Origin of the sequence: Antarcticimicrobium sediminis (assembly GCF_004348975.1) — a bacterium.
Taxonomy (GTDB): Bacteria; Pseudomonadota; Alphaproteobacteria; order Rhodobacterales; family Rhodobacteraceae; genus Antarcticimicrobium; species Antarcticimicrobium sediminis.
The window spans coordinates 112,055-133,994 of sequence record NZ_SMFP01000007.1 but is presented as its reverse complement, the minus strand read 5'-3'; the positions used below and the strand labels follow the sequence as shown (position 1 = coordinate 133,994).

Sequence of the window (21,940 nt, the reverse complement as noted above, 5' to 3'; positions counted from 1 at the left end):
TGCCGCATGGCTCCGGGGCCCCCGGCGGGCTTAACCCAGCGCCTGGAATTCGACACGGCGGTTCACGTCGGCGCGGGGATCGGCAGTGTCAAACGGGGCCTTTTCGCCCATCCCGATTGCGTCAAGCCGATCAACGCTGATGCCACAGGCGCTGACCAGATGGCGCTTGACCTCCTGCGCGCGCAGCAGCGACAGCCGCTGGTTATAGGCGGCGCCGCCGGAACTGTCGGTGTGGCCGATGATCTGGAACTGCTCCACATCGACCGCTTTCATCACATCGCACAGGGTCGCCAGCTTTGGTTTTTGATCCTCGCGCAGCGCGGCGCTGTCAAAGTCGAAAGAGATCTGGATATTGACCTGATCGGATTTCTCCACGGCGGAATAGCTTGGCTCGGTCGTGGCCGGGGTCACCGAGGTGGCCTCGCCACTCACTGAGGGCTGACCGGTGGGCACGATCACCAACCCCCGGGTTTTCTGTTTCTTGAAAGCCTCGGCGATTTCCTGGGCGGTCATGTCGGATTGTGCGCTGACCGGTGCGGCGCCAAAGGCCAGAGTGGTTGAAAATGCAAAAACAGTAAGGACGGCAATGCGGAACATTTCCTGTCCTCCCTTTGAATAAATGAATGAAGACTGTTGGAAACCTATACCACGGGTGCGCCTCCGGCAACGATTTTACCGTCTGCTTTACCACCCGCGCCGATCCTGGCAAATCCTCGCCTTTCCGGCTTTGCCCCTTTACTCTGGCCGGTGGAACAGGCTCAATCAGACCAAGTTCAGGAGGCTGCATGCTGCGTTTCGTTCCGGCCATCATCATCGCGACGGCGCTGCTTCTGGTGCCGGTGATCTGGGTCGGGCTCGATCATCTGATTTCGGCCGAGGACTATGGCGGCGGCGGTGCCGGCATCGATTCCGGCGCCCGGATCGAACTTGAGCGGATGCGCCAGCAACTCGATAGCCTCAACACCCGCATCGACGGGCTGGAGCGCGAACTGGCCCGTGTCGGCAATGACGCCGCCATGGCGCCGCAACCGGGCGCCGAGGATCAGGGGTTTCGCCAGTCGGGGCCCAACGACATCGTCGATGCCTATGCGCAGCTTGTCTTCATTGCCGACCGGCGCAACGTCAACCGGGGCATGACCGTGCTGAACACCCGCTATCTGGTGGACAAGCTGGGCCGCCCGCGCGCCGATCTGACCGATCAGTGCCAGTCGATCACCAACGAACGTCTGGCCGGTCAACTGGTGGTGGAAGAGGTTGGCCCGATCCGGGTCAGGATGCTGAAACCGGCCGTTGAATCGCTGCGCACCGTGTTCGAAAAGATCCGCCGCACCGACCCCGACCTTTATGCCAAGATCAACACCTCAGGCTCGCTTTGCACGCGGCTGGTGCGCGGCTCTTCAACCTCGATCTCGAACCACAGCTACGGCATGGCGCTGGACCTGAACATCGACGGCCATCTGGATTCGCTGGCGGATGGCAAGACCCAGCTTGGCCTGACGATCCTGGCCGATTTCTTCCGTACCGAAGGTTGGATCTGGGGCGCCGGTTTCGGGCGCGAGGACAGCATGCATTTCGAGGTCAGCCGCGAAAAGCTTGATGAATGGCTGGAGGCCGGGCTGCTTTAAGTTGGCGCTGAAACGCGTGCCTACAACGACCGCAGCAACACCTTGTTCGATCCCACTGCCGCCGCAATGCGCTGGAACTGTGCCCCGGAGGCCGTCCCGTCGCTGGCCGAGCGCAACAGCCGCGTTTCCGCCTCTGCGATCACCGCCAGCGCCTGCGCCACGGCGGCCTGCTGCCGGGCCGGGTCGACCGGCACCAGCGCCCGGTTGGTCCGCGTCACCTTGCCGTCAGCATCCTGGGTGCGGAATCGCGTCGCGCGCTGCCCCGCCGCGCGGTTGTCCCGCGCGATCCGGTGCAGATCGCGTGTCGTCTGCTCCAGCACCGCGCGCACCTCCTCATAGCCACCGGTGCCCGCCATCCGCCGGTTCACATCGTCCAGCCGCTCGGCCAGGCAATCGACCACGAATTCGCCTTTGCCGTCGCGTTTCAGCCAACTGCAATAGCGCGTCGCCTGCTGGAGCGTGGCAACGACCTGCGCGGTGGTGGCCTCGCTCGGTGTCTCGTCTGTCGGGCGCGAACTGCCGCTGGGCGATGACTTTCCGGCTCCATAGGGCACAAAGACCGGCGAGGATCCCACCGCATCGCCCCCGGTCAGGTGCAACGGGGCGCCGGGGCGGTCGGGGGCCGCGCCCCAGCAGGTCAGGACAAGCGCGGCGGCAGCAGAGAGGGCAGGCAGGGACAACGACATGGGCTCAGCTCCTGAACAGATTGGGGTTGAAAAGGTTGAAGGTGATCGAAACCCGCCGTTGACCCAGCCGGTCGGTGGCGTCGTTGATCTCGGCGCTGACGGTCATCCAGTCGATGTCGTCGAATTTCCACGATGTGCCCAGATCCAGCGTTTCGCCGGTCCACGCCGCCGAGAGGCCGAGGTTGCGGTTCACCCCGATCCCCGCGCCGGCAAACACGCCCGGGTCGGTCTTGGCGTTGCGCAGATGGGTGCCATAGCCCAGCGTGAGCATCAGCGGGAATATATCGCCCCCAACCGACAGGTCCGGGAACCAGGTCGCCATGATCCGCCCGCTCTCGGGCACGTTGCTGGCATCGCCCCATGTGCCCAACCCCTCGACCTGAGCGCCCAGATACAGCGGGGTTTCGCCCGACGAGATCCGCCGCGAGATCTTGGCCTCGAAATACCCTGAATCCCCGAATGCGCCGGTGAGCGAGGTGATATTGGCGGTCAGTTGCACCCCCAGCCCGGTTTCGGCATCCCCCAGCCCAAGACCAAAGGCCAAGGATCCGTCCCATTCGTTCAGTACGCCGCCCCGTTTCGAGGTCAGCCCAAGCGAGCCGAATCCCATCCCATGCGGCGCCACCGTGGCCGAGGGAATGCCAAGCAGCGTCAGGTTCTTTGGCTCGCCCTCGTCGAAATAGGGCAGCTCAAGGCTCTGCGCCTGCGCAGCCGGCACCGCCATCCCGACAGCGATCGCCAGTCCGCCCAGCAGGGATCTCAACGTGGTCCGGTTCGGCGCTGGGCGCGCGTCAAAAGGGGGGCGGGTCTGGGGCATGACGGGGTCCAATCGTTGTTGCTTTGGCCGGCGGCTTGACGGCGGCCTCAATCTTCAATGCCATAGGCGCGACGAATGCCGCGCTGGGTGCCGGGGCCGAAATCCCCGTCGATCGCCCCGGCATAAAATTCATGTTCTTTCAGCCGGGCCTGCAAGGCGCGGCGCGTGGCCGTTTTGAACATGGTCGGCCGATCGCTCAGCAGGCTCAGAACATCGGAACTGCCCGAACGCAGCGCCTCGTAAAGATAGCGCGCCGCATCCTGGGGGCCCTTGTCCGGGATCAGACCGTCATCAATCAGCGCGGCGAAATTGAACTGGGCCTGCGGATGGCGCAGATCGGCTGCGCGCTCAAAGAATCCCAGCGCCTTTTTCGGGTCCGCCGGCAGACCCAGCCCGCCCTGATAATGCAGAAAGCCCAGATCGTTGATCGCATCGGCATAATCCTGCGCTGCCGCCTCGCGATACAGCGCCAGCGCGCGCGCCTCGTCGCGTGGCACGCCGGTGCCGCGTTCATACAACTTGGCCAGTTCGAATTGCGCCTCGGGTGAGCCCGCCTCGGAGGCGCGGGTCAGGAAATCCACCGCCGCCGCCGGGTCAAAGCGCCCCTCGTTCGGGTTCAGCCGGATATAGGCCAGCCCCAGCATCGAACGGGTATCGCCAAGTTCTGCCAATGCCAAAAGCTGTTCTTCCTGATCCGGCTTGATCGCTGCCCAGGCATCCTGCGCGCTGGGTGCTGATGCCAGATCCTGCCCAGCCCCCGGTCCGGCCAGATAGAACGGCACCCCGGTGAGCGAGCCATAGGTATGGGGCTCTTGCAGGTTGCCGGTCTCTTCCAGCACCATGTCGCGCACCTGACGGAACATCAGGCTGATCTCCAGCCCCGGCTGTACCATCTTGGTCATCAACGCCCGGGCGAACGGGCTGTTGTCGCCGCGCCCGTCCAGCGCCACCTGCCCGTCACGGGCGGCAAAGGCCACCATCGTGCCGCGATCCGGGTCCGCCGGGGCCAGCCCGCCGCCCCCACGTGTGGTCTGTTCGGCGCTCTGTTCGGTGCTTTGCGCCACCATCGCCTGCGTGCTTTGGCGCAGCTCGATGGCATCGCCCAGCGGGTTGTCGCGGCAACTGTCCAGGATCACGATGCGCATTTTGCGCGCCCGCTCAACTGCCGCAAGCATCTGTTTCAACGACACCGATTGCCGCTGCACATCAAGGTTGCTCGCCACCTGCGCATCGACCGGGATCATGAAATTCTCACCCTGCACCTCGACCCCGTGTCCGGCGAAATAGATCAGCGCCAGATCGGCGGTTTCCGAGCGAAAGGCGAAATCGTCCAGCAACTGGCGCATCTGATCGCCGGTGGTGTCGAGCGACAGGGTCACGTCGAACCCGATATCCTCCAGCGTGCGGGCCATGTCCGAGGCATCGTTGCGGGTGTTGTCCAACGCCGGGACAGATTGATACGCCCCCAGCCCAAGGATCAGCGCCACCCGATCCCCCGCGGCCCAAGCCGCCGGGGCGCTCAGACACATCACCCAAATCACGAAAACGCTCAGCGCTCGCATGCTCAATCCCGTCCTGCAAAAGGTCTTGATTCAAAAATTCACCTCAACCTTACCTCAGGTCGGCAAAAATTAAAGCAAGGAATCCTTGGTTTCTCCATAATCCCGCGCCCGCTCGGCCTGTCACCGTCCCACCCGCTGCGCTATCGTGCATTCGTTCCGCCCCCTTCTACGCCGGTCGCACCCGGGCCAAGATCAGGACAGACCCGATGCCGCGTTTTGCCGCCAATATCTCGCTGTTGTTTACCGAGTTGCCGTTTCTCGACCGGTTTGCCGCCGCCGCACGGGCCGGATTTCAGGCGGTCGAGATCCTGTATCCCTATGACCTTCCCGCCGCGACGATTCGCGCGGCGCTGGACCGGGCCGGGGTGCAGCTTGCCCTGATCAACGCCCCGCCGCCGGGTCCCGACGCAGCCTATCCCGCGCTGCCGGGGGGCGAGGCGGCGTTTCGCGCCGCGATGGGGTCGGTGCTGGAGCGGGCCGCTCTGCTGCGCCCGGACGCGATACATGTGATGGCGGGATATAGCGATGATCCGCAGGCGGAAGACACCTTTGCCGCCAACCTGCTATGGCTGGCCGACCGCGCCCCGGATCAGCTGTTCACAATCGAGCCGCTCAACCCGGCGGATCAGCCCGGCTATGCGCTGGGTGATTATCCCCGTGCCGCCCGGGTGCTGGCGCGGGCGGAGCGGCCGAATCTGGGTCTGCAATTTGACAGCTATCACGCCCAGCAGATCCACGGCGACGCACGCGCCATTTGGCAGCAGTATGCCCCGCTGGTCCGCCATGTGCAGATCGGTGCGCCGCCGGATCGCAGCGCCCCCAGGCTTGACAGCGGCCCGCTCGATTTCACCGCGCTGTTGGCCGAGATCGCGGCCAGCGGCTATGATGGTTGGATCGGGGCCGAATATCACCCCGGCAGTGCCAGAACCGAAGACAGCCTGGGCTGGATGCCGTGACAGGCGGGTGATCCTGCAAGGCGCTGTCAGCGTTTCAACAGTCCGCAGGCGCACCATCAGAAAGGCCGGCAAGAAGGCTGGGTGAGTCCTACCGCTTCTCTTTGTCACAAATACTCAAATCCCGCCGCCCCCAAACAGGGCGCGCGTCCGGTCTTTCCGGGCTGGCCGGCTCAGACCTTCCCTTCAAAATCCTTGTGGATGTATTTGCAATCGCAATAGGGGCATTCGACCCAGCCCAGATCCTCGGGGATCTGCAGCCAGACGCGGGGATGGCCCAGCGGTCCTTCGCCGCCGTCACAGGCAATGCGGTAGCTTTCGACGATCTTGGTTTCCGGCGCCTGGGTGGTCATGGCTGTGCGGCTCCCTCTTGATGCCGTGGCGGTTTGGGTCGGCTGCGTTTATGGGCCAAGCCCGGGGGCGGGGCAAGACCTGCAATGCCTCCCCCTGCTGTGCCCTGGTGACTGTCGCCTTTGCGTCCCGGGGGGGGGTAAAACTGGCTGGGGACGCAAACCGTACGAAACAGGCCCTGAAATCCCCAAAACTGCCGCTGTCGTCGGGGCCTATCGTTCGCGGGCCTTGGTCGCGTGGATCTGTGGGTTCGGTTATTTGGAACAAGAAGAAGCAGGGCGCGGCATTGAAACCGGTTCACCCTGCCGCGCCCAGGCGTTAGAACGCAGACAACACCAATCGTTTCGGAGCCTGCTCATGACCACCCCCAAACCCGTGATTCTCTGCATTCTCGACGGCTGGGGTCTGTCGGACAAGACCGAGGCCAACGCGCCATATCTGGCGCAGACCCCGAATTTCGACGCGCTCATGGCACAGGGGCCACATGCGAAACTGATCACCCACGGACCTGATGTGGGCCTGCCCAGCGGGCAGATGGGCAATTCCGAGGTGGGCCATACCAATATCGGCGCCGGTCGCGTGGTGGCGATGGATCTGGGCCAGATTGACCTGGCAATCGAAGATGGCTCGTTCTTTGAGAATACCTCTTTGCTGGCGTTCATTGCGGCGCTGAAGGCCACGGGCGGCACCGCGCATCTGATGGGGTTGGTCTCGGACGGTGGCGTGCATGGGCACTTGCGCCATATCGTCGCAGCAGCGCGTGCCATTGCCGCCGCCGGCGTGCCGGTGGTGTTGCATGCGATGACGGACGGGCGCGACGTGGCGCCGAAATCGGCCTTTGAATACATGCGCGAGATGGAAGAGCACCTGCCCGAGGGGGCCCAGATCGCCACCGTGACGGGCCGTTATTTCGCGATGGACCGTGACAACCGCTGGGGCCGGGTGTCCGAGGCCTATGCCGCGATGATCCGGGGCGAGGGGCGCAAGGCGACCAGCGCCAAGTCAGCAATCGACCAGGCCTATGAGCAGGGCGAGACGGACGAGTTCATCACCGCCACCGTGGTCGGCGACTATGCGGGGGCAAAGGATGGCGATGGCGTCTTCTGTCTGAATTTCCGGGCGGATCGCGCGCGTGAAATCCTGCGCGCCATTGGCGAGCCGGGATTTGACGCCTTTGACACCGGCGCGCGCCCGAAGCTGGCGGCGCTGCTGGGCATGGTGGAATATTCCGACGCGCATAATGCCTATATGACCACGGTGTTCCCCGCGCGCGATATCGTGAACACGTTGGGCGCCTGGGTGGCCAAACAGGGGTTGCGCCAGTTCCGGTTGGCCGAAACCGAGAAATACCCGCATGTCACGTTCTTCCTCAACGGGGGCAAGGAAACGCCCGAAGTGGGCGAGGATCGCTATATGGCGCAGTCGCCGGATGTGGCGACCTATGATCTCAAGCCCGAGATGTCGGCCGAGGAAGTCACCGACAAGCTGGTCGAGGCGATCGGCGCGGGCTACGATATGATCGTGGTGAATTTTGCGAACCCCGATATGGTCGGTCATACCGGCGATCTGCAGGCTGCGATCAAGGCCTGCGAAACCGTGGACCGCGGTCTTGGTCGGGTTGTTGCGGCACTGGAGGCTGCGGGGGGCGCGATGATCGTCACCGCCGATCACGGTAATTGCGAACAGATGATCGACCCTGAAACCGGCGGGCCGCATACGGCGCATACGCTGAACCCGGTGCCGGTGGCGCTGATCGGCGGACCGGCTGGGGCCGAGCTGCGCGACGGGCGGTTGTCGGATCTGGCGCCGACGGTGCTGGAACTGATGGGCTTGGCGAAACCGGATGAAATGACGGGGGCAAGCCTGATCAAATGACCCTGCGCCGCGCTTTCGCCGTGATTGCGACCGGGGCCGCCCTTTGGGCCGGCGCCGCTGCGGGCGAGAGCGATCCGGCCAGTGCCGCGCGGGCGGCGTCGGCGCAGCTTGAGCAGGCAGCGCTTGATTTGCAGGGGGCCAAAGCGGCGCGCGATCGGGTTCACGCCCTAACCGAGACGGTGCGCGCCTATGAGGCCGGGTTGGCGGCGATGCGCGACGGGCTGCGCCGCGCGGCCACCCGTGAAACCATGCTGGCCCACAGGCTGCGCGCGCGCGAAGGCGAGATTGCCCAGTTGATCGGGGTGCTGCTGACCATTGAAACCGCGCCGCCCCCGGTGCGCATGTTGCACCCGCAGGGGCCGCTGGGCAGCGCCCGCTCGGGCATGATCCTGGCCGAGGTGACCCCGGCGCTCAACACCCGCGCCGAACGGCTGCGCCACGACCTCGAAGAGGTGCATACCCTGCGCCTGCTGCAACAAAGCGCGGCCAGGACGCTGGAACAGGGGCTTGCCGGTGTGCAGGAGGCGCGCACCGGGTTAAGCCAGGCGATCGCCGACCGCACCGACCTGCCGCGCCGCTTTGCCGAGGATCCGGTGCGCACGGCGATCCTGATCTCGTCGACCGAAACCTTGGACGGGTTCGCCAGCGGGTTGTCGCAGATTGCCGCCGGTGGCGAGATCGCCGATAGTCAGGCCGATATCAGTGCCAGCAAGGGGCAGATCGCGTTGCCGGTACAGGGGGTTCTGTTGCACAAGGCGGGCGAGGCCGACGCGGCCGGGGTGACGCGTAGCGGGCTGGTGGTGGCGGCGCGGCCGCGGGCGCTGGTGACGTCGCCCACGCCGGCGACGATCCGCTATCGCGGGCCGCTGCTGGATCTGGGAAATGTGATTATCCTTGAACCGCAGCCCGATACGCTCTTTATCCTGTCGGGTCTGGCCGAGGTCTATGGCGAGGCCGGTCAGGTGATCCCGGAAGACACACCGGTGGGGCTGATGGGGGGCGCAGTCCCGGAAAATGGCGCTATTTTGTCACTAAGCGGTGATGGCACTGGAACTGAGCGTTCGGAGACGCTCTATATAGAAGTAAGAGAGGGCGGCAGCCCGGTGGACCCGGAGACGTGGTTCCGAACCGACAAGGATGGGTAATCAGGCATGAAGAAATTCGTGATGGCCGCAATCGGCGGTACATTGGCAGGCATCGTGGCGACCACTCAGGTGGCCGGACCGTTGCTGGCGCAGGAAACGGAACGCAACTCGAACCTCTATGAACAGCTTGATCTGTTCGGCGACATTTTCGAGCGGATCCGCTCGCAATATGTCGAAGAGGTCGACGAGTCCGAACTGATCGAGGCCGCGATCGACGGGATGCTGTCGTCGCTCGATCCGCATTCCAGCTATCTCTCGCCCGAGGATGCCGCCGCGATGCGGGTGCAGACCCGGGGTGAATTCGGCGGCCTTGGCATCGAGGTCACGCAGGAAGAGGGTTTCGTCAAGGTGGTCTCGCCAATCGACGGGACACCCGCCGACGAGGCCGGGATCGAGTCGGGCGATTTCATCACCCATGTGGATGGTGAAAGCGTCTTGGGGCTGACGCTGGATTCCGCGGTTGATCTGATGCGCGGCCCGGTGGGCAGCGAGATCGTGATCACCGTGGTGCGCGAAGGCGAGGCCGAGCCGTTCGATGTGTCGATCATTCGCGACACCATCAAGCTGACCGCTGTGCGGGCCCGGACCGAAGGCGAAACCGTGGTGCTGCGGGTCACGACGTTCAACGATCAGACCATGCCAAATCTGGAATCCGGTCTGGCCGAACAGGTCAAGGCCGCCGGCGGCATCGACAAGGTCAACGGCGTCGTGCTGGACCTGCGCAACAACCCCGGCGGGCTTTTGACGCAAGCGATCAAGGTGTCCGACGCGTTCCTGGAAAAGGGCGAGATCGTCTCGACCCGTGGCCGCGATCCGCAGGATGGTGAGCGTTTCAATGCTGTTCCGGGCGATCTGACCGGGGGCAAACCGATGGTGGTGCTGATCAATGGCGGCTCGGCCTCGGCTTCGGAAATTGTGGCCGGTGCGTTGCAGGATCATCGCCGGGCGATCGTTGTCGGCACCAAGAGCTTTGGCAAAGGCTCGGTCCAAACGGTGATGCCACTGCGCGGGGATGGGGCAATGCGCCTGACCACGGCGCGGTACTACACCCCTTCGGGCCGCTCGATCCAGGCGCTGGGCGTGTCCCCCGACATCATCGTGGAACAGCCGCGCCGTCAGCCCGTGACCGAGGAAGCGGACGCTCCGAAGCGGCCGCGTGCCCGGACCGAGGCCGATCTGCGCGGGCGGTTGAACAACGACAGCCTGACCGAGGATGAGATTCGCCAGATCAAGGAGGATCGCGCCAAGGCAGAGGCCGCCGCGCGCCTGCGGGACGAGGATTATCAACTCGCCTATGCCATCGATATCCTCAAGGGGCTGGTTGCGCTGAGCGGCGAAGAGTAAGCGACGCCAACCCAACAAACGCGAAAGGGCCACGCATCTGCGTGGCCCTTGTCGTTTTGGCCCCCATGAACCGGGCGGTTGCCTACATCGTTTCAAGGCAATGATGGCGGAAGGCGCGTTTGAGCATATCCAGCTCGGCGCGCAGCAACTCGACCTCGGCACGCAGATCGTCCGAGACCGCAGCATCCGCAATCAGGGTGAAATCCCCCAGCTTGGTGTCGGTGGCGGCGTCGAGGATCAAGAAACAATGTACACCGTCGGCGATTGCCTGGTCCGGGATCGGCACGACAAGATCCCAACTGCCCGGCTCTGGCCCTTCACTCAGTTCGATCCCGGCGACGGGCTGGTCAAGATAGGTGACGCTGATCTCGGGGCAGGCCCCCCCCGCCGGGGCGCCGCTCAACCGGCCCTCCCATCGGCGGTTGCGCAGGCGGATCTTGGTCAGGGTCAGATCGCTCATCTCGGGGTCTCCTAGAGCGCGGCGCGGCGGCGGCGGGAAAAGGTCAGATCGCGCAGGATCGTCTGGTTCATCTCGGGCGCCTCGAAGATCAGGTCGAGCCAGATTTTCTCGATCCGCTTTTCATTCAGACGGGAATAGGCAAGGTCGAATTCCACCCTCACCTCTTCTTCGTTCAGCGGCAGTTCACGCACGATCTGTTCGGTATTGGGTCCGTGCTTGATGTTCAGGCGGGCGAAGATCTCCAGCGGTTTTTCGGTCTCGATGATGGTGTCCACCCGCAAGATATGATCGCGGGTCAGCCCCTCGACGGCGGCATCCGGCAGGTCGATCACCAGCGACAGGAACGAGCCGTCGAACCGGAACACGTCCATCCGCAAGCCGTAGGCGGCCAAATCTTCCTCACGCGTGTTGCGCAGCTGCCGCAGGGTGAGTTCGGAGACGCCGCAATCGTGAAACAGCGTGACCTCGTCCCCAAGCGAGGATTTCGTGGCGACCGAACTCAGCCCCTTCACCGGCAGCGGGCCACGCCACAACTCGGGCCGCCAAGCCCAATCGGTGCCATGCGGGCGCGGGAAAAAAGAGGTGCCGATCTGTGGCAGCGCCAGCCGTCCGTCGGCCACATGGATCAGCCTGTCGAGATGGGTGCGCAACTGGCGCGCCTGATTGCGTTGCACCCGCACCTCGGACAGGGGGGAGTCTTCGGCCGCTTCGGCCGCGCGCCGCCACTTGCGCAAGGCGCGTTCGTGAAACAGCCGATCCAGTATCTTGCCCATAGCCTGTTCCTTCGCTCGCCCCTGGGCGAAGATGTAATGATTGGGTCAGCTTAGCGAATGCCGCTCAGTCAAACAAACCGCCAATCGCCTTGAACGGCGAAATAAATCCCACCCTGTTCGCAGGTTGTTTCGTACCGGGTTTCGCATTGGGCTTTGCGTCGGCCTCGGGCGCTGCTGCCGCAACCGCCGCCGCATTCTCGTCGGGCCGGGCACTGGCGCGGCGGATGCGGCCAGCCAGATCGGCCAGAAGGGCGGGCGCGTCGATTACCGGACCCGCGTCGTTTTCCGGCGCATAAAGAGCCAAGGCCACCAACTGCCCGTTCAGCGCAAAGGCGCTGCGCCAGTGCTGCGGGGCGATCCCGCCCACCACCCCGCCGGGTGGGTCTAGCCGGAGCATCGGAAGATCCCCCGCCATCCCGGTTTCGATTACCCGCGCCGGGCTGGCAGAGCGTTCCAGATCGGCCAGGCTGGGGGAGGGCGCCTCTGTGCGTTGGGGGGCCGTGGTTACGGTAATCAGGGCGAGATTTCGACCGGGAAAAAAGCTGCGCAGACCCAGCGTATCGCAGCGCGCCAGCAGTGCAAAATCGCCATAAGGCGCCCGGTGCAGGGCTTGCCGGTCGATGCAATAGCCGGAGGGTGCCTGCAGGTGGATCGCCCCGCCCGCAAGATCGGCGCGGGTGGCTTGATCGAACGTGGCGCCGGACGGGAATACGCCGTCGCCACAGCCGGTCAGCAGCGCAAGACCCAGGGCCGCAAGCGGGCCCCTACAGGTCCATATAGTCATGTTTTTCGGCCCCGCCGCCAGGATGGGTTACTGCGCCCTGATAGGTTGGTCCAACCAGCTTTGCGTATTTCCACAGCGCGCCAGAGGCATAGATGGTTTCGCGCGGTCCGGACCAGTCGGCCCTGCGTTGGGCCAGCTCTTCGGCGCTCAGATCGACGTTGATCTCGCCCTTGACCGCGTCGATGGTGATCCTGTCGCCATCTTTCAGCAGCGCGATCGGCCCGCCCAATGCGGCCTCGGGGCCGACGTGGCCCACGCAGAATCCACGGGTCGCCCCCGAGAACCGGCCATCGGTGATCAGCGCGACCTTCTTGCCCATGCCCTGACCGCTGAGCGCGGCGGTAGTGGCTAGCATCTCACGCATGCCGGGGCCACCTGCGGGGCCCTCGTTGCGGATGACGATCACGTCGCCCTCATTGTAGCTGCGCTGCTTGACTGCTTCAAAGGCGTCTTCTTCGCATTCGAACACAAGGGCCGGGCCGCTAAAGACCTGCTCTTGCGGCGTCATGCCGGCGACCTTCGCGATGGCGCCTTCGGGCGACAGGTTGCCCTTGAGCCCCACGACGCCGCCGGTCTTGGTCAGCGGGGTGTCGATCGGATAGATTACCTTGCCGTCGGCCTCGCGTTCGATCATCGCCAGCTCTTCGCCGATAGAGCGGCCGCTGACGGTGATGCACCCCTCGTGGATCAGGCCCGCCTTGCGCAACTCCTTCATCACCACCGGAATGCCGCCGGAATCATAGAGATCCTTGGCGACATACTGGCCGCCAGGTTTCAGATCGACGAAATAGGGGGTCTCGCGGAAGATGTCGCAGACGTCTTCGAGGAAAAAGTCGATGCCAGCCTCATGCGCGATCGCCGGCAGGTGCAGGCCGGCATTGGTCGAACCGCCGGTGCAGGCCACCACGCGAGCGGCGTTTTCCAGCGATTTACGGGTGACGATGTCACGGGCGCGGATGTTCTTTTCCAGCAGGTTCATCACCGCGTGGCCAGAAGCCTCGGCATATTGGTCGCGGCTCTCATAGGGGGCGGGCATGCCCGAGGAGTTCATCAGCGCAAGGCCGATCGCTTCCGAGACGCAGGCCATGGTGTTGGCGGTGAACTGGCCGCCGCAGGCCCCGGCACTGGGGCAGGCGACGCGTTCGAGCATCTCGAGCGCCTTGTCGGACAGGCTGCCGTTCTGGTTGCGGCCCACAGCTTCGAACATGTCCTGCACGGTTAGGTCGCGGGTGCGGAAATCTTCGGGGATTTCCTCCAGATTCGGTGCCTTGCCCGGCAGGATCGAGCCGCCATAGACGAAAACGGATGGCACGTTCAGCCGCACCATCGCCATCATCATCCCCGGCAGCGACTTGTCGCAGCCCGCCAGACCGACCAGCGCATCATAGCAATGGCCGCGCATGGTCAGCTCGACCGTGTCGGCAATCGCCTCGCGTGAGGCCAGCGAACTGCGCATGCCCTCGTGCCCCATGGCGATGCCGTCGGTCACGGTGATGGTGGTGAATTCGCGCGGGCTGCCGTGCGCCTCTTTTACGCCGCCCTTGGCCGCCTGCGCCTGTCGGCTTAGCGAGATGTTGCAGGGCGCCGCCTCGTTCCAGCAGGTGGCAACCCCGACCAGGGGCTGGTGAATCTCGGCCTCGGTCATGCCCATCGCATAGTAATAGGACCGGTGCGGCGCGCGTTCCGGTCCTTCGGTGACGTGGCGGCTGGGCAGCTTGGACTTGTCAAACGGACGCTTGGGCATGTCTGGCCTCCAATACATGTTTCCATGGCAATAGCCGCGTGCCGGATTTGAAACAAGGGTGTCGCGCCCGCCGCGATTCTCCGGCTGGTCGGTGCGGGTTGTAATCATGGGGGCCAATGTTTACCCTCGAAAATCCGCGGTGCCGGAGCCTGTTCTGCGGCGGGGCGTATTTTTCGGGCAAGGGCCAGGTGATGGAACCCACGCTGTTTTCGTTCATCTGGAAGTACTCCAAGCGGCAGCAGCTCTGGCTTCTGGTGCTGACGCTGGTGTCGTTCCCGTTCCTCTATGCCTCGCTCGAAGTGCCCAAACGGATCGTCAACGACGCCATCGGCGCGACCAGTGATCGGATCGCCATCCTCGGGTTTGAGTTCACCCAGGTGCAATACCTATTGCTGTTTTGCGCCGGATTTCTGGCGGCCGTGGTGATCGGCGGGCTGTTGAAAATGCATATCAACACCCGCAAAGGCGTGTTGTCAGAGCGTATGCTGCGCCGGCTGCGCTATCGACTTATCAGCCGCATGTTGCGTTTTCCCAAACCCTATTTCCGCACCACCAGTCAGGGCGAGTTGGTGTCGATGATCACCTCGGAGGCCGAGCCGATGGGCGGGTTGATGGGGGACGCCATCGCCCAGCCGGTGTTCCAGTTTGGCCAGATGATGACCATCGTGGCGTTTCTGTTCATGCAAAGCGTCTGGTTTGGATTGGCCTCGGTGGCGTTGATCCCGTTGCAGGCCTGGCTGATCCCGATGATCCAGCGCCAGATCAACCTGTTGAACAAGGACCGCATCAAGGAGCTGCGCCATCTGGCCACCGAGATCGGCGAAAGCGCGGCGGGCATCAGCGATCTGCGCGTCAATGGCGGCTGGCGCTATCGTCAGGCCCTGATCACCGACCGGCTGGGCTCGCTGTTCGAGATCCGGTTCAAGATCTATCAGAAGAAATTCTTCATGAAGTTCCTGAACAACATGATCGGGCATCTGACCCCGTTCATGTACTATTCGGTGGGGGGGTATCTGGCGATCCGGGGCGACATCACGGTCGGGGCGCTGGTGGCGGCGCTGTCGGCCTACAAGGATCTGTCGAGCCCGTGGAAGGAACTGTTGACCTATTACAACCAGGTTCAGGACATGTCGCTGCGCTGGGATGTGGTGACCGACCGGTTCGCGCCAAAGAACATGATCCCCGAGGAGCTGTTCGAGGGCGAGCCGACGAGCATACCGCATCTTTACGGCAAGATAGAGCTGCGCGACGTGACCGTGCGCGATCAGGACGGCAACACCATTCTGGACGATATCAGCCTTGAGATCCCGCCGCGCGCCCGCGTCGCGATCCGCAGCGACAAGCCGCTTGAGCGCACCGCACTGGCCGAATTGCTGGTGCGCGAAACCCTGCCCGTGCAGGGCGAGGTGATCGTGTCGGGCCACCCCCTGAGCATGCTGCATCAGGCGGTGATCGCGGCGCGGATCGGCTATGCCAATTCGCGGCCCTATCTGTTTGACGGCACGTTGGGGGACAATCTGCTGATGCCGCTCAAGGTGCGGCCGTCGAAGGAGGATTGCCTCGCCACCTCGCAGGACCGCAACATGATCGAAGCAGAGCGCGCCGGGAACAGCCAGGATCCAAGTCAGGCCAACTGGATCGACCCCGAGATTGCCGGGCTCACCGACGGGGCCGAGGTGCGCGACTGGTGGTTCACGCTGGTCGAGGCGATGGGGATCGACGAAATGATGTTCCGCCGCACGTTGCGGTCGCATTTCGATCCGGTGCAGCACCCGACGCTGGCGCGCGAGATCGTCGCGCTGCGCCCTGAGATCTGCAAGAAGCTGCGCGCGAAAGGGTTGGACGACGCGGTCCGTACCTTTGATCCCGAGCGGTTCAACCCGGCGCTGCCGCTGGCGGGGAACCTGCTTTTTGCGACGCCGCTGCGCGAGGTGTCGCCGGTGGCACTGGCGCATGAGAAACGCTTCCTGAGCATGTTGCAGGAACAAGGGTTGGCGGATGAGGCGATCGCGGTTTCGATGGGGGTGATCGACACGCTCAACCGGACGTTTGGCAAGGATGGCACCCAGCACCCGCTGTTTTTGCGCCTTGGAATTGACGAGGATCTTTATCGCCGCGTCTCGGACATTGCCGCGCGGGCCCTGCGCCGGGGGCTGGAGCGGCTGTCGCCCGAGGATCATGCGATGCTGCTGATCGTGCCCTTCATGTTGACGGCGGAACAGATCGGCCCCGACTTTCCGCAAAAGTACAAGGACAAGATCCTGGCGATTCGCCGCCATCGGGGGGCCGAGTTGCGCAAACTTCTGGATGACATGTTCCTGCCGATTGGTCCTGACATCTATGTGCCCCGCCTGACGGTGATGGAAAATGCGATCTATGGCCGGGTGTCGTTGATGGCGGGCGGTGCCAAGACCGACGAAATCGAAGATGTGGTCGCAGAGGTTTTGCAAGCCCACGGCCTGCGCCACCGCGCGGCGGCGATCCTGTATGATCTGCGCGCCGGTCTCGGTGGGGCCAACCTGCCCACGGTGTTTCAGGAACGGGCCGCCTTCAGTCGGGCGGCCATAAAGCGGCCTGATATTCTGATCATGGACAACGTGCTGGCAAGTCACGATGCTGAAAGCCGGTTGCACACCCGGGAACGCCTGCGCGAGCTGTTGCCGAACTCGATCATGATCTTTCTGGAGGACCGGTTCGACAACCCGGACGCCTATGACATGTATATCGAGATCCGAAATGGCCGGATCAACGACGGAGCCGAACTGCCCACCCCGGCCGAGGGGGAGGGCGCCACAGATGATCTGGGTCGCAAGCTGGCGATCCTGTCGGACAATGACCTGTTCGGGCGGCTGAGCCTGCGCAACCGGCGGCTGTTGGCCTATTCCGCCCAATGGTTCGTGGTGGCGCCGGATCAGGTGGTGTTTTCGCATGAGCAGCCGGCGGATGCGGTCTATCTGTGCCTTGAAGGTCAGGCCGAGCTGCGTTGGCCCGGCCGCGATCCCACGCGCCCGCCGGTTTCTTACGTGCGGCCGGGGCGGTTGATCGGGGATCTGGCGGTGATTACCCGCGACAAGCGCTTTCTTGACCTTGTGGCGGTGGAGCCAACGCGCTTCCTGCGGATCGGGGCCGAAGAGTTCCGCGCCGTGATCGAAAATGATGCGTCTGTCGCGCTGGCGCTGCTGGAGGCGGTGGCGGCGCATCTGTCGGGCGCAACCGAGATGCTGCAGGCGGCGCAGATCAACCTTGCAGATTACGCTGGCACACGAGACGTTCCAATCTCTGCGGAAACGCTGAACGAGTATTTTGATGACTGATCAGCCCTATCGTGCCCATGAAACCCTTGTTGCCCCGGCCCGGCGGGGGGCGGCGGTGTGGCGGCTGCTGGCCGGTCTGGGGCTGATCGCGCTGATCATCTTTGGCCTCAACACGGTGTTGCAAACGGTGGTTTATGCCACCGCACCGATTGGCTGGGCCGGCGATCTGCTGACCGGGCATCGCCCCGGTCCGATGCTGATCCTGCTGGGCAGTTTCGCCTTTGTCATCGTCGCGGTGTTCACCGCCGCGCATTTGGTGCAGCGCCGGGCGCCATTGGGGGTCATCGGGCCGCCGGGCATGGCCGTCGTCCAGTTTTGGCGGGTGCTGCGGCTGTTGGGGCTGTTCGGGATCGTGCTGCTGATCCTGCCGCCCTACGATATGGGGGCGCCCTTGCTGCCCAATCTGGCGCTGGGGCGCTGGCTTGTGCTGCTGCCTTTGGCGCTGATCGCGATCCTTATCCAGACCAGCGCCGAAGAAATCCTGTTTCGCGGCTATCTGCAACAGGCGCTGGCGGCACGGTTTTCACACCCGGCGGTCTGGCTGATTCTCCCGTCGACCCTGTTCGCGCTGGGTCACTTCGTGCCCTCCGAGGCCGGGGCCAATGCGGGTCTGATCGCGATCTGGGCCGGGTGTTTCGGGATCTTGATGGCCGACCTGACCGCGCGCGCCGGCACGCTGGGCCCGGCGATCGCGGTGCATTTCTTCAATAATATCACGGCCCTGCTGATCTTTGCCACACCCGAAAGCCTGAATGGACTCGCGCTCTATATCCTGCCGTTCTCGGCCTCCGATACCGGGCCGATGCGGGCCTGGCTGGCGGTGGATTTCGCGCTGATGGTGCTGACTTGGCTGGTGGCGCGCATCGCCATCAGGCGTTGATTGCAATTGGTGGCGCTGGCGCTTATTTGACGCAGCGTGCATGCTCCTGCGAGAGGCCCCGATATGAACTGGATCACCAACTACGTCCGCCCCCGGATCAACTCGATCTTCTCGCGTCGGGAGACGCCTGAGAATCTCTGGCAGAAATGCGATGAATGCGGCACCATGCTGTTTCACCGCGAGTTGAGCGATAATTTGAATGTCTGCACCAATTGCGGACATCACATGGCGATTACCCCCCGCGCGCGCTTCGACGCGCTGTTCGATGGCGGTGTCTATACCGAGGTCGCGGTGCCGGACCCGGTGGCCGACCCGCTGCATTTCCGCGATCAGAAGAAATACCCGGACCGGATGCGCGCGGCGCAGAAGAAGACCGGCGAGAAAGAGGCCATGCTGGTCGTCACCGGCGATATGGGCCGCACCCCGATCGTCGCGGCGGCACAGGATTTCGCCTTCATGGGTGGCTCCATGGGGATGTATGTGGGCAACGCCATCGTTGCCGCCGCCGAACAGGCGGTAAAGCTGAAACGCCCGCTGATCCTGTTCTCCTCCGCCGGTGGCGCGCGGATGCAGGAAGGGATTTTGGCGCTGATGCAGATGCCGCGCACCACGGTGGCGGTGCAAATGCTGAAAGAGGCCGGGCTGCCCTATATTGTGGTATTGACCCACCCCACGACCGGCGGTGTCACCGCCTCTTACGCCATGCTGGGCGATGTCCATATCGCCGAGCCGAACGCATTGATCTGTTTCGCCGGGCCGCGTGTGATCGAACAGACCATCCGCGAGAAACTGCCCGAAGGGTTCCAGCGCGCCGAATACCTGCTGGATCACGGCATGTTGGACCGGGTGACCAAGCGCACCGAGATGCGCGACGAGCTGATCACCATCACCCGCATGTTGCTGGGCCTGCCGCCTGCGATTCGGGGCGACCTGCCGCCGCCGGAACCGACCGAGCAGAGCGTTGCCGTGACCGCCCCGGTGGCCCCCGCCCAAGACACGCCGAAACCGACCCAGAAATAACGGGGCCCTCCGCCCCCTCCTTCACCTTGCGAGGTCAATGGTGACTGCCCAGACGTCTGACATCCTGCTTGAGCGGATGATGTCGCTGCACCCCAAGATCATCGACCTGACGCTTGATCGGGTCTGGCGACTTTTGGCCAAGCTGGGCGATCCGCAAAAGGCGTTGCCGCCGGTCATCCATATTGCCGGCACCAACGGCAAGGGCTCGACCCAGGCGATGATCCGGGCCGGGCTGCAAGGTGCTGGGCTGACGGCGCATGCCTATACTTCGCCGCATCTGGCGCGGTTTCACGAGCGTATTCGCGTCGCCGGAGAGCTAATCTCGGAACCCGATCTGAGCGCGGTTCTGGATGAATGTTATTCCGCCAGCCTTGGCGAGAGCATCACCTATTTCGAGATCACCACCTGCGCCGCATTCCTTGCCTTTGCACGCACGCCCGCCGATTACACCCTGCTTGAGGTGGGGCTGGGCGGACGGCTGGACGCCACCAATGTGATCGACAGACCTGCGCTTACCATCCTCACGCCGATCTCGATCGACCACGAGCAGTTCCTGGGCGACACGCTGGCCAAGATCGCCTTTGAAAAGGCGGGAATCCTCAAGCGCGGAGTGCCCTGCGTGGTGGGGCCGCAACCCGACGAGGCGCTCGAGGTGATCGAGGCGCAGGCCGACCGCCTTGGCGCGCCGCTGATCGCACATGGCCAACACTGGCATGTGTCCGAGGAGCGCGGGCGCATGGTCTATCAGGACGAGCGCGGGCTGCTGGATCTGCCGTTGCCCAACCTGCCCGGCGCACACCAGATCCAGAACGCCGGTGCCGCACTGGCCGCGCTGCGCCATCTGCGGCTGGGCGAAGAGGCCTGCGAGGCCGCCGTGACACAGGCCTATTGGCCAGCCCGGATGCAGCGGCTGAAAACCGGCCCGCTGGTTGAGGCCGCGCCGCAGGCCGAGCTTTGGCTTGATGGCGGGCATAATCCGGCGGCAGGTCTGGCGCTGGGCGCCCATCTGGCCAGCCTGCCAAGGCGCGCGACGCATTTGATCTGCGGCATGCTCAACACCAAGGATGTGACCGGCTATCTGCGCCCGCTGGCAGCACAGGCCGAGACCCTTACCGCCGTGTCGATCCCCGGCGAGGCCAATACGCTCAGCGCCGAAGACACCGCGACATCGGCGCGGGCGGTGGGGATGCGGGCCGAAACCGCTGACAGAGTTCAGGCGGCGGTGGAAAAGATCGCACGCACCGACCCGCGCGCCCGCATCCTGATCTGCGGCTCGCTCTACCTTGCTGGCGGCGTGCTGCGCGAAAACGGGTAACTCCCGGCTTTTCCTTTCACTGCAAATATCCCCGCCGGAGGCCGCGCCCCTGTGGGGCGCGTCCAGTTCGCGGCCCAAAGCGCGGCGGGGCAGCGATGCCTTCGGTGAGAGTATTGCCGGCCAGAAAAAGTGGGCACGCGATCGGGGATCAGCCCGCGTCCTGGCCCCAATCCTTGTCCTGCATTTCGCGCAACCGGCTGGCGGTGCGTTCAAACTCAAAGACGCCCTCGCCCTCGACATAAAGCATCTCGGGTTCGGCGGCGGCTGAACAGACCAGCCGCACCTGCGCCTCGTAAAGCGAGTCGATCAGGGTGACGAAGCGTTTTGCCTCGTTGAAATTGCTGCGCGACAGGCGCGGGATGTCCTCGAGGATCAGCAGTTTCACCGCTTGGGCAATGGCCAGATAATCGGCGGGGCCAAGGAAATGGCCGCACAGGTCATAGAAATGCGCCCGCGCCACCCCGTTGCGGTACTGTGGCAACACCACGCGGCGGCCTTTGACCTCCAGCACCAGTTCGGTGCCGGGGCCGCCGGACAGCTCGTGCCAGATCGCGTCGATGGCGCGATGCGCCTCGGGTCCATTGGGGGTGAAATAGACCTGTGCCCCCTCTAGCCGGTTTTGTCGGTAATCCTTGGGGCTGACCAGTTCATGCACCACCATCTGCTGTTTGATCTGGGCGATGAAAGGCAGGAAAAGTTGCCGATTCAACCCGTTTTCATACAGATCGTCCGGCACCCGGTTCGAGGTGGTGACGATGACCACACCGGCATTGAACAGCGCCTCGAACAGGCGCCCGACGATCATGGCGTCGGTGATGTCGGTGATCTGCATCTCGTCAAAGGCCAGAACCCGGACGCTGTCGATCACCGCCTGCGCCGCCGGGGCGAGCGCATCTTCGATGCCCTGTTTGCGCGCGGCGTGCATGGCCGTGTGGATTTCCTGCATGAAGGCGTGGAAATGCACCCGGCGGACCGGGATGTCGCCCAGCGAGTCGACAAAGAGATCCATCAACATGGATTTTCCGCGCCCGACCCCGCCCCAAAGATACAGCCCCTTGGGCGGCGGCGGCGGTTTGCGGAACAGCCCCCGTTTGGCAGGTTTGGCGAGTTCTGCGCGGATGCGTTCGAATTCGGGCAAGACGGCCTCTTGCGCGCTGTCGTGGTGCAGCGCGCCGGTGGCGATCCGGTCAGTATAAAGGGCAAGGATATCGGACATGGGCGCAGCCATAGCGCGCGGCGATGGGGTTGAAAAGTGCCCGCGCGTCGGTGGCCCCCAGCGCTGGCAGATATAT

General features: G+C 64.1%; 19 protein-coding genes. 9 read left to right on the top strand and 10 right to left on the bottom strand.

The window, feature by feature from the left end:
* Positions 1-30: 30 nt before the first annotated feature.
* Entirely contained in the window at positions 31-597 is a 567-nt protein-coding gene (locus tag E1B25_RS12270) for an OmpA family protein (protein ID WP_132829645.1), read from the bottom strand.
* 188 nt (positions 598-785) lie between these two features.
* Here E1B25_RS12270 and E1B25_RS12265 point away from each other — a divergent pair, with 188 nt between their 5' ends.
* Positions 786-1,625: a M15 family metallopeptidase gene (locus tag E1B25_RS12265; RefSeq protein ID WP_245510705.1), complete on the top strand. Its 840-nt coding sequence runs from the start codon at positions 786-788 to the stop codon at positions 1,623-1,625.
* Between the two features lie 20 nt (positions 1,626-1,645).
* Here E1B25_RS12265 and E1B25_RS12260 read toward each other — a convergent pair whose 3' ends face one another.
* The 3 genes from E1B25_RS12260 to E1B25_RS12250 are packed head-to-tail and all read right to left on the bottom strand — an operon-like array spanning position 1,646 to position 4,690.
* A complete protein-coding gene (locus tag E1B25_RS12260) occupies positions 1,646-2,311 on the bottom strand; it encodes a hypothetical protein (protein ID WP_132829643.1) in 666 nt (221 codons plus the stop codon).
* A gap of 4 nt (positions 2,312-2,315) precedes the next feature.
* Complete coding sequence (locus E1B25_RS12255) at positions 2,316-3,128, bottom strand: hypothetical protein (protein ID WP_132829642.1); 813 nt, start codon at positions 3,126-3,128, stop codon at positions 2,316-2,318.
* A gap of 47 nt (positions 3,129-3,175) precedes the next feature.
* Positions 3,176-4,690 (bottom strand): caspase family protein, encoded by a 1,515-nt coding sequence (locus E1B25_RS12250; protein WP_132829641.1) that lies wholly within the window; start codon positions 4,688-4,690, stop codon positions 3,176-3,178.
* Positions 4,691-4,896: 206 nt separating this feature from the next.
* On the opposite strand from E1B25_RS12250, the gene E1B25_RS12245 reads away from it, so the two are divergent.
* Positions 4,897-5,646 (top strand): hydroxypyruvate isomerase family protein, encoded by a 750-nt coding sequence (locus tag E1B25_RS12245; RefSeq protein WP_132829639.1) that lies wholly within the window; start codon positions 4,897-4,899, stop codon positions 5,644-5,646.
* A gap of 170 nt (positions 5,647-5,816) precedes the next feature.
* On the opposite strand, the gene E1B25_RS12240 is transcribed toward E1B25_RS12245, so the two are convergent.
* On the bottom strand, positions 5,817-5,996 hold the full coding sequence (locus tag E1B25_RS12240) for a zinc-finger domain-containing protein (RefSeq protein ID WP_132829638.1): 180 nt from the start codon (positions 5,994-5,996) through the stop codon (positions 5,817-5,819).
* Between the two features lie 355 nt (positions 5,997-6,351).
* Between E1B25_RS12240 and gpmI the strand changes: the two genes are divergently transcribed.
* Genes gpmI through E1B25_RS12225 form a run of 3 tightly spaced genes read left to right on the top strand, consistent with a single transcriptional unit; the run spans position 6,352 to position 10,358 of the window.
* Positions 6,352-7,869, top strand: coding sequence for a 2,3-bisphosphoglycerate-independent phosphoglycerate mutase (gpmI, locus tag E1B25_RS12235; protein WP_132829636.1), 1,518 nt, complete (start codon positions 6,352-6,354; stop codon positions 7,867-7,869).
* The gene (locus E1B25_RS12230) at positions 7,866-9,014 is read left to right on the top strand and encodes a murein hydrolase activator EnvC family protein (RefSeq protein WP_245510704.1); all 1,149 of its coding nucleotides are present in this window, start codon (positions 7,866-7,868) and stop codon (positions 9,012-9,014) included. Before gpmI ends, E1B25_RS12230 begins: the two co-directional genes overlap by 4 nt.
* 6 nt (positions 9,015-9,020) lie before the next feature.
* A complete protein-coding gene (locus E1B25_RS12225; RefSeq protein ID WP_132829634.1) occupies positions 9,021-10,358 on the top strand; it encodes a S41 family peptidase in 1,338 nt (445 codons plus the stop codon).
* Between the two features lie 82 nt (positions 10,359-10,440).
* On the opposite strand, the gene E1B25_RS12220 is transcribed toward E1B25_RS12225, so the two are convergent.
* From E1B25_RS12220 to ilvD, 4 genes are all read right to left on the bottom strand, one after another.
* Positions 10,441-10,818 carry a hypothetical protein gene (locus E1B25_RS12220; RefSeq protein WP_132829632.1) on the bottom strand — a complete coding sequence of 126 codons (378 nt, stop codon included), beginning with the start codon at positions 10,816-10,818 and terminating at the stop codon, positions 10,441-10,443.
* Between the two features lie 11 nt (positions 10,819-10,829).
* Positions 10,830-11,591, bottom strand: coding sequence for a DUF6478 family protein (locus E1B25_RS12215; RefSeq protein WP_132829631.1), 762 nt, complete (start codon positions 11,589-11,591; stop codon positions 10,830-10,832).
* Between the two features lie 64 nt (positions 11,592-11,655).
* Positions 11,656-12,375, bottom strand: a complete 720-nt coding sequence (locus E1B25_RS12210) for a hypothetical protein (RefSeq protein WP_132829629.1) — start codon at positions 12,373-12,375, stop codon at positions 11,656-11,658.
* Positions 12,356-14,119 (bottom strand): dihydroxy-acid dehydratase, encoded by a 1,764-nt coding sequence (gene ilvD / locus E1B25_RS12205; RefSeq protein ID WP_132829627.1) that lies wholly within the window; start codon positions 14,117-14,119, stop codon positions 12,356-12,358. The genes E1B25_RS12210 and ilvD overlap by 20 nt, the downstream gene beginning before the upstream one ends.
* A gap of 191 nt (positions 14,120-14,310) precedes the next feature.
* Here ilvD and E1B25_RS12200 point away from each other — a divergent pair, with 191 nt between their 5' ends.
* From E1B25_RS12200 to E1B25_RS12185, 4 genes are all read left to right on the top strand, one after another.
* The gene (locus tag E1B25_RS12200; protein ID WP_132829626.1) at positions 14,311-17,433 is read left to right on the top strand and encodes an ABC transporter transmembrane domain-containing protein; all 3,123 of its coding nucleotides are present in this window, start codon (positions 14,311-14,313) and stop codon (positions 17,431-17,433) included.
* A complete protein-coding gene (locus E1B25_RS12195; protein ID WP_132829624.1) occupies positions 17,426-18,313 on the top strand; it encodes a CPBP family intramembrane glutamic endopeptidase in 888 nt (295 codons plus the stop codon). Before E1B25_RS12200 ends, E1B25_RS12195 begins: the two co-directional genes overlap by 8 nt.
* 63 nt (positions 18,314-18,376) lie before the next feature.
* Positions 18,377-19,333 carry an acetyl-CoA carboxylase, carboxyltransferase subunit beta gene (gene accD / locus E1B25_RS12190; RefSeq protein WP_132829622.1) on the top strand — a complete coding sequence of 319 codons (957 nt, stop codon included), beginning with the start codon at positions 18,377-18,379 and terminating at the stop codon, positions 19,331-19,333.
* Positions 19,334-19,409: 76 nt separating this feature from the next.
* Positions 19,410-20,648 (top strand): bifunctional folylpolyglutamate synthase/dihydrofolate synthase, encoded by a 1,239-nt coding sequence (locus tag E1B25_RS12185; protein ID WP_132829799.1) that lies wholly within the window; start codon positions 19,410-19,412, stop codon positions 20,646-20,648.
* Positions 20,649-20,796: 148 nt separating this feature from the next.
* On the opposite strand, the gene zapE is transcribed toward E1B25_RS12185, so the two are convergent.
* Positions 20,797-21,864, bottom strand: a complete 1,068-nt coding sequence (zapE, locus tag E1B25_RS12180) for a cell division protein ZapE (protein WP_132829621.1) — start codon at positions 21,862-21,864, stop codon at positions 20,797-20,799.
* Positions 21,865-21,940: the final 76 nt, after the last annotated feature.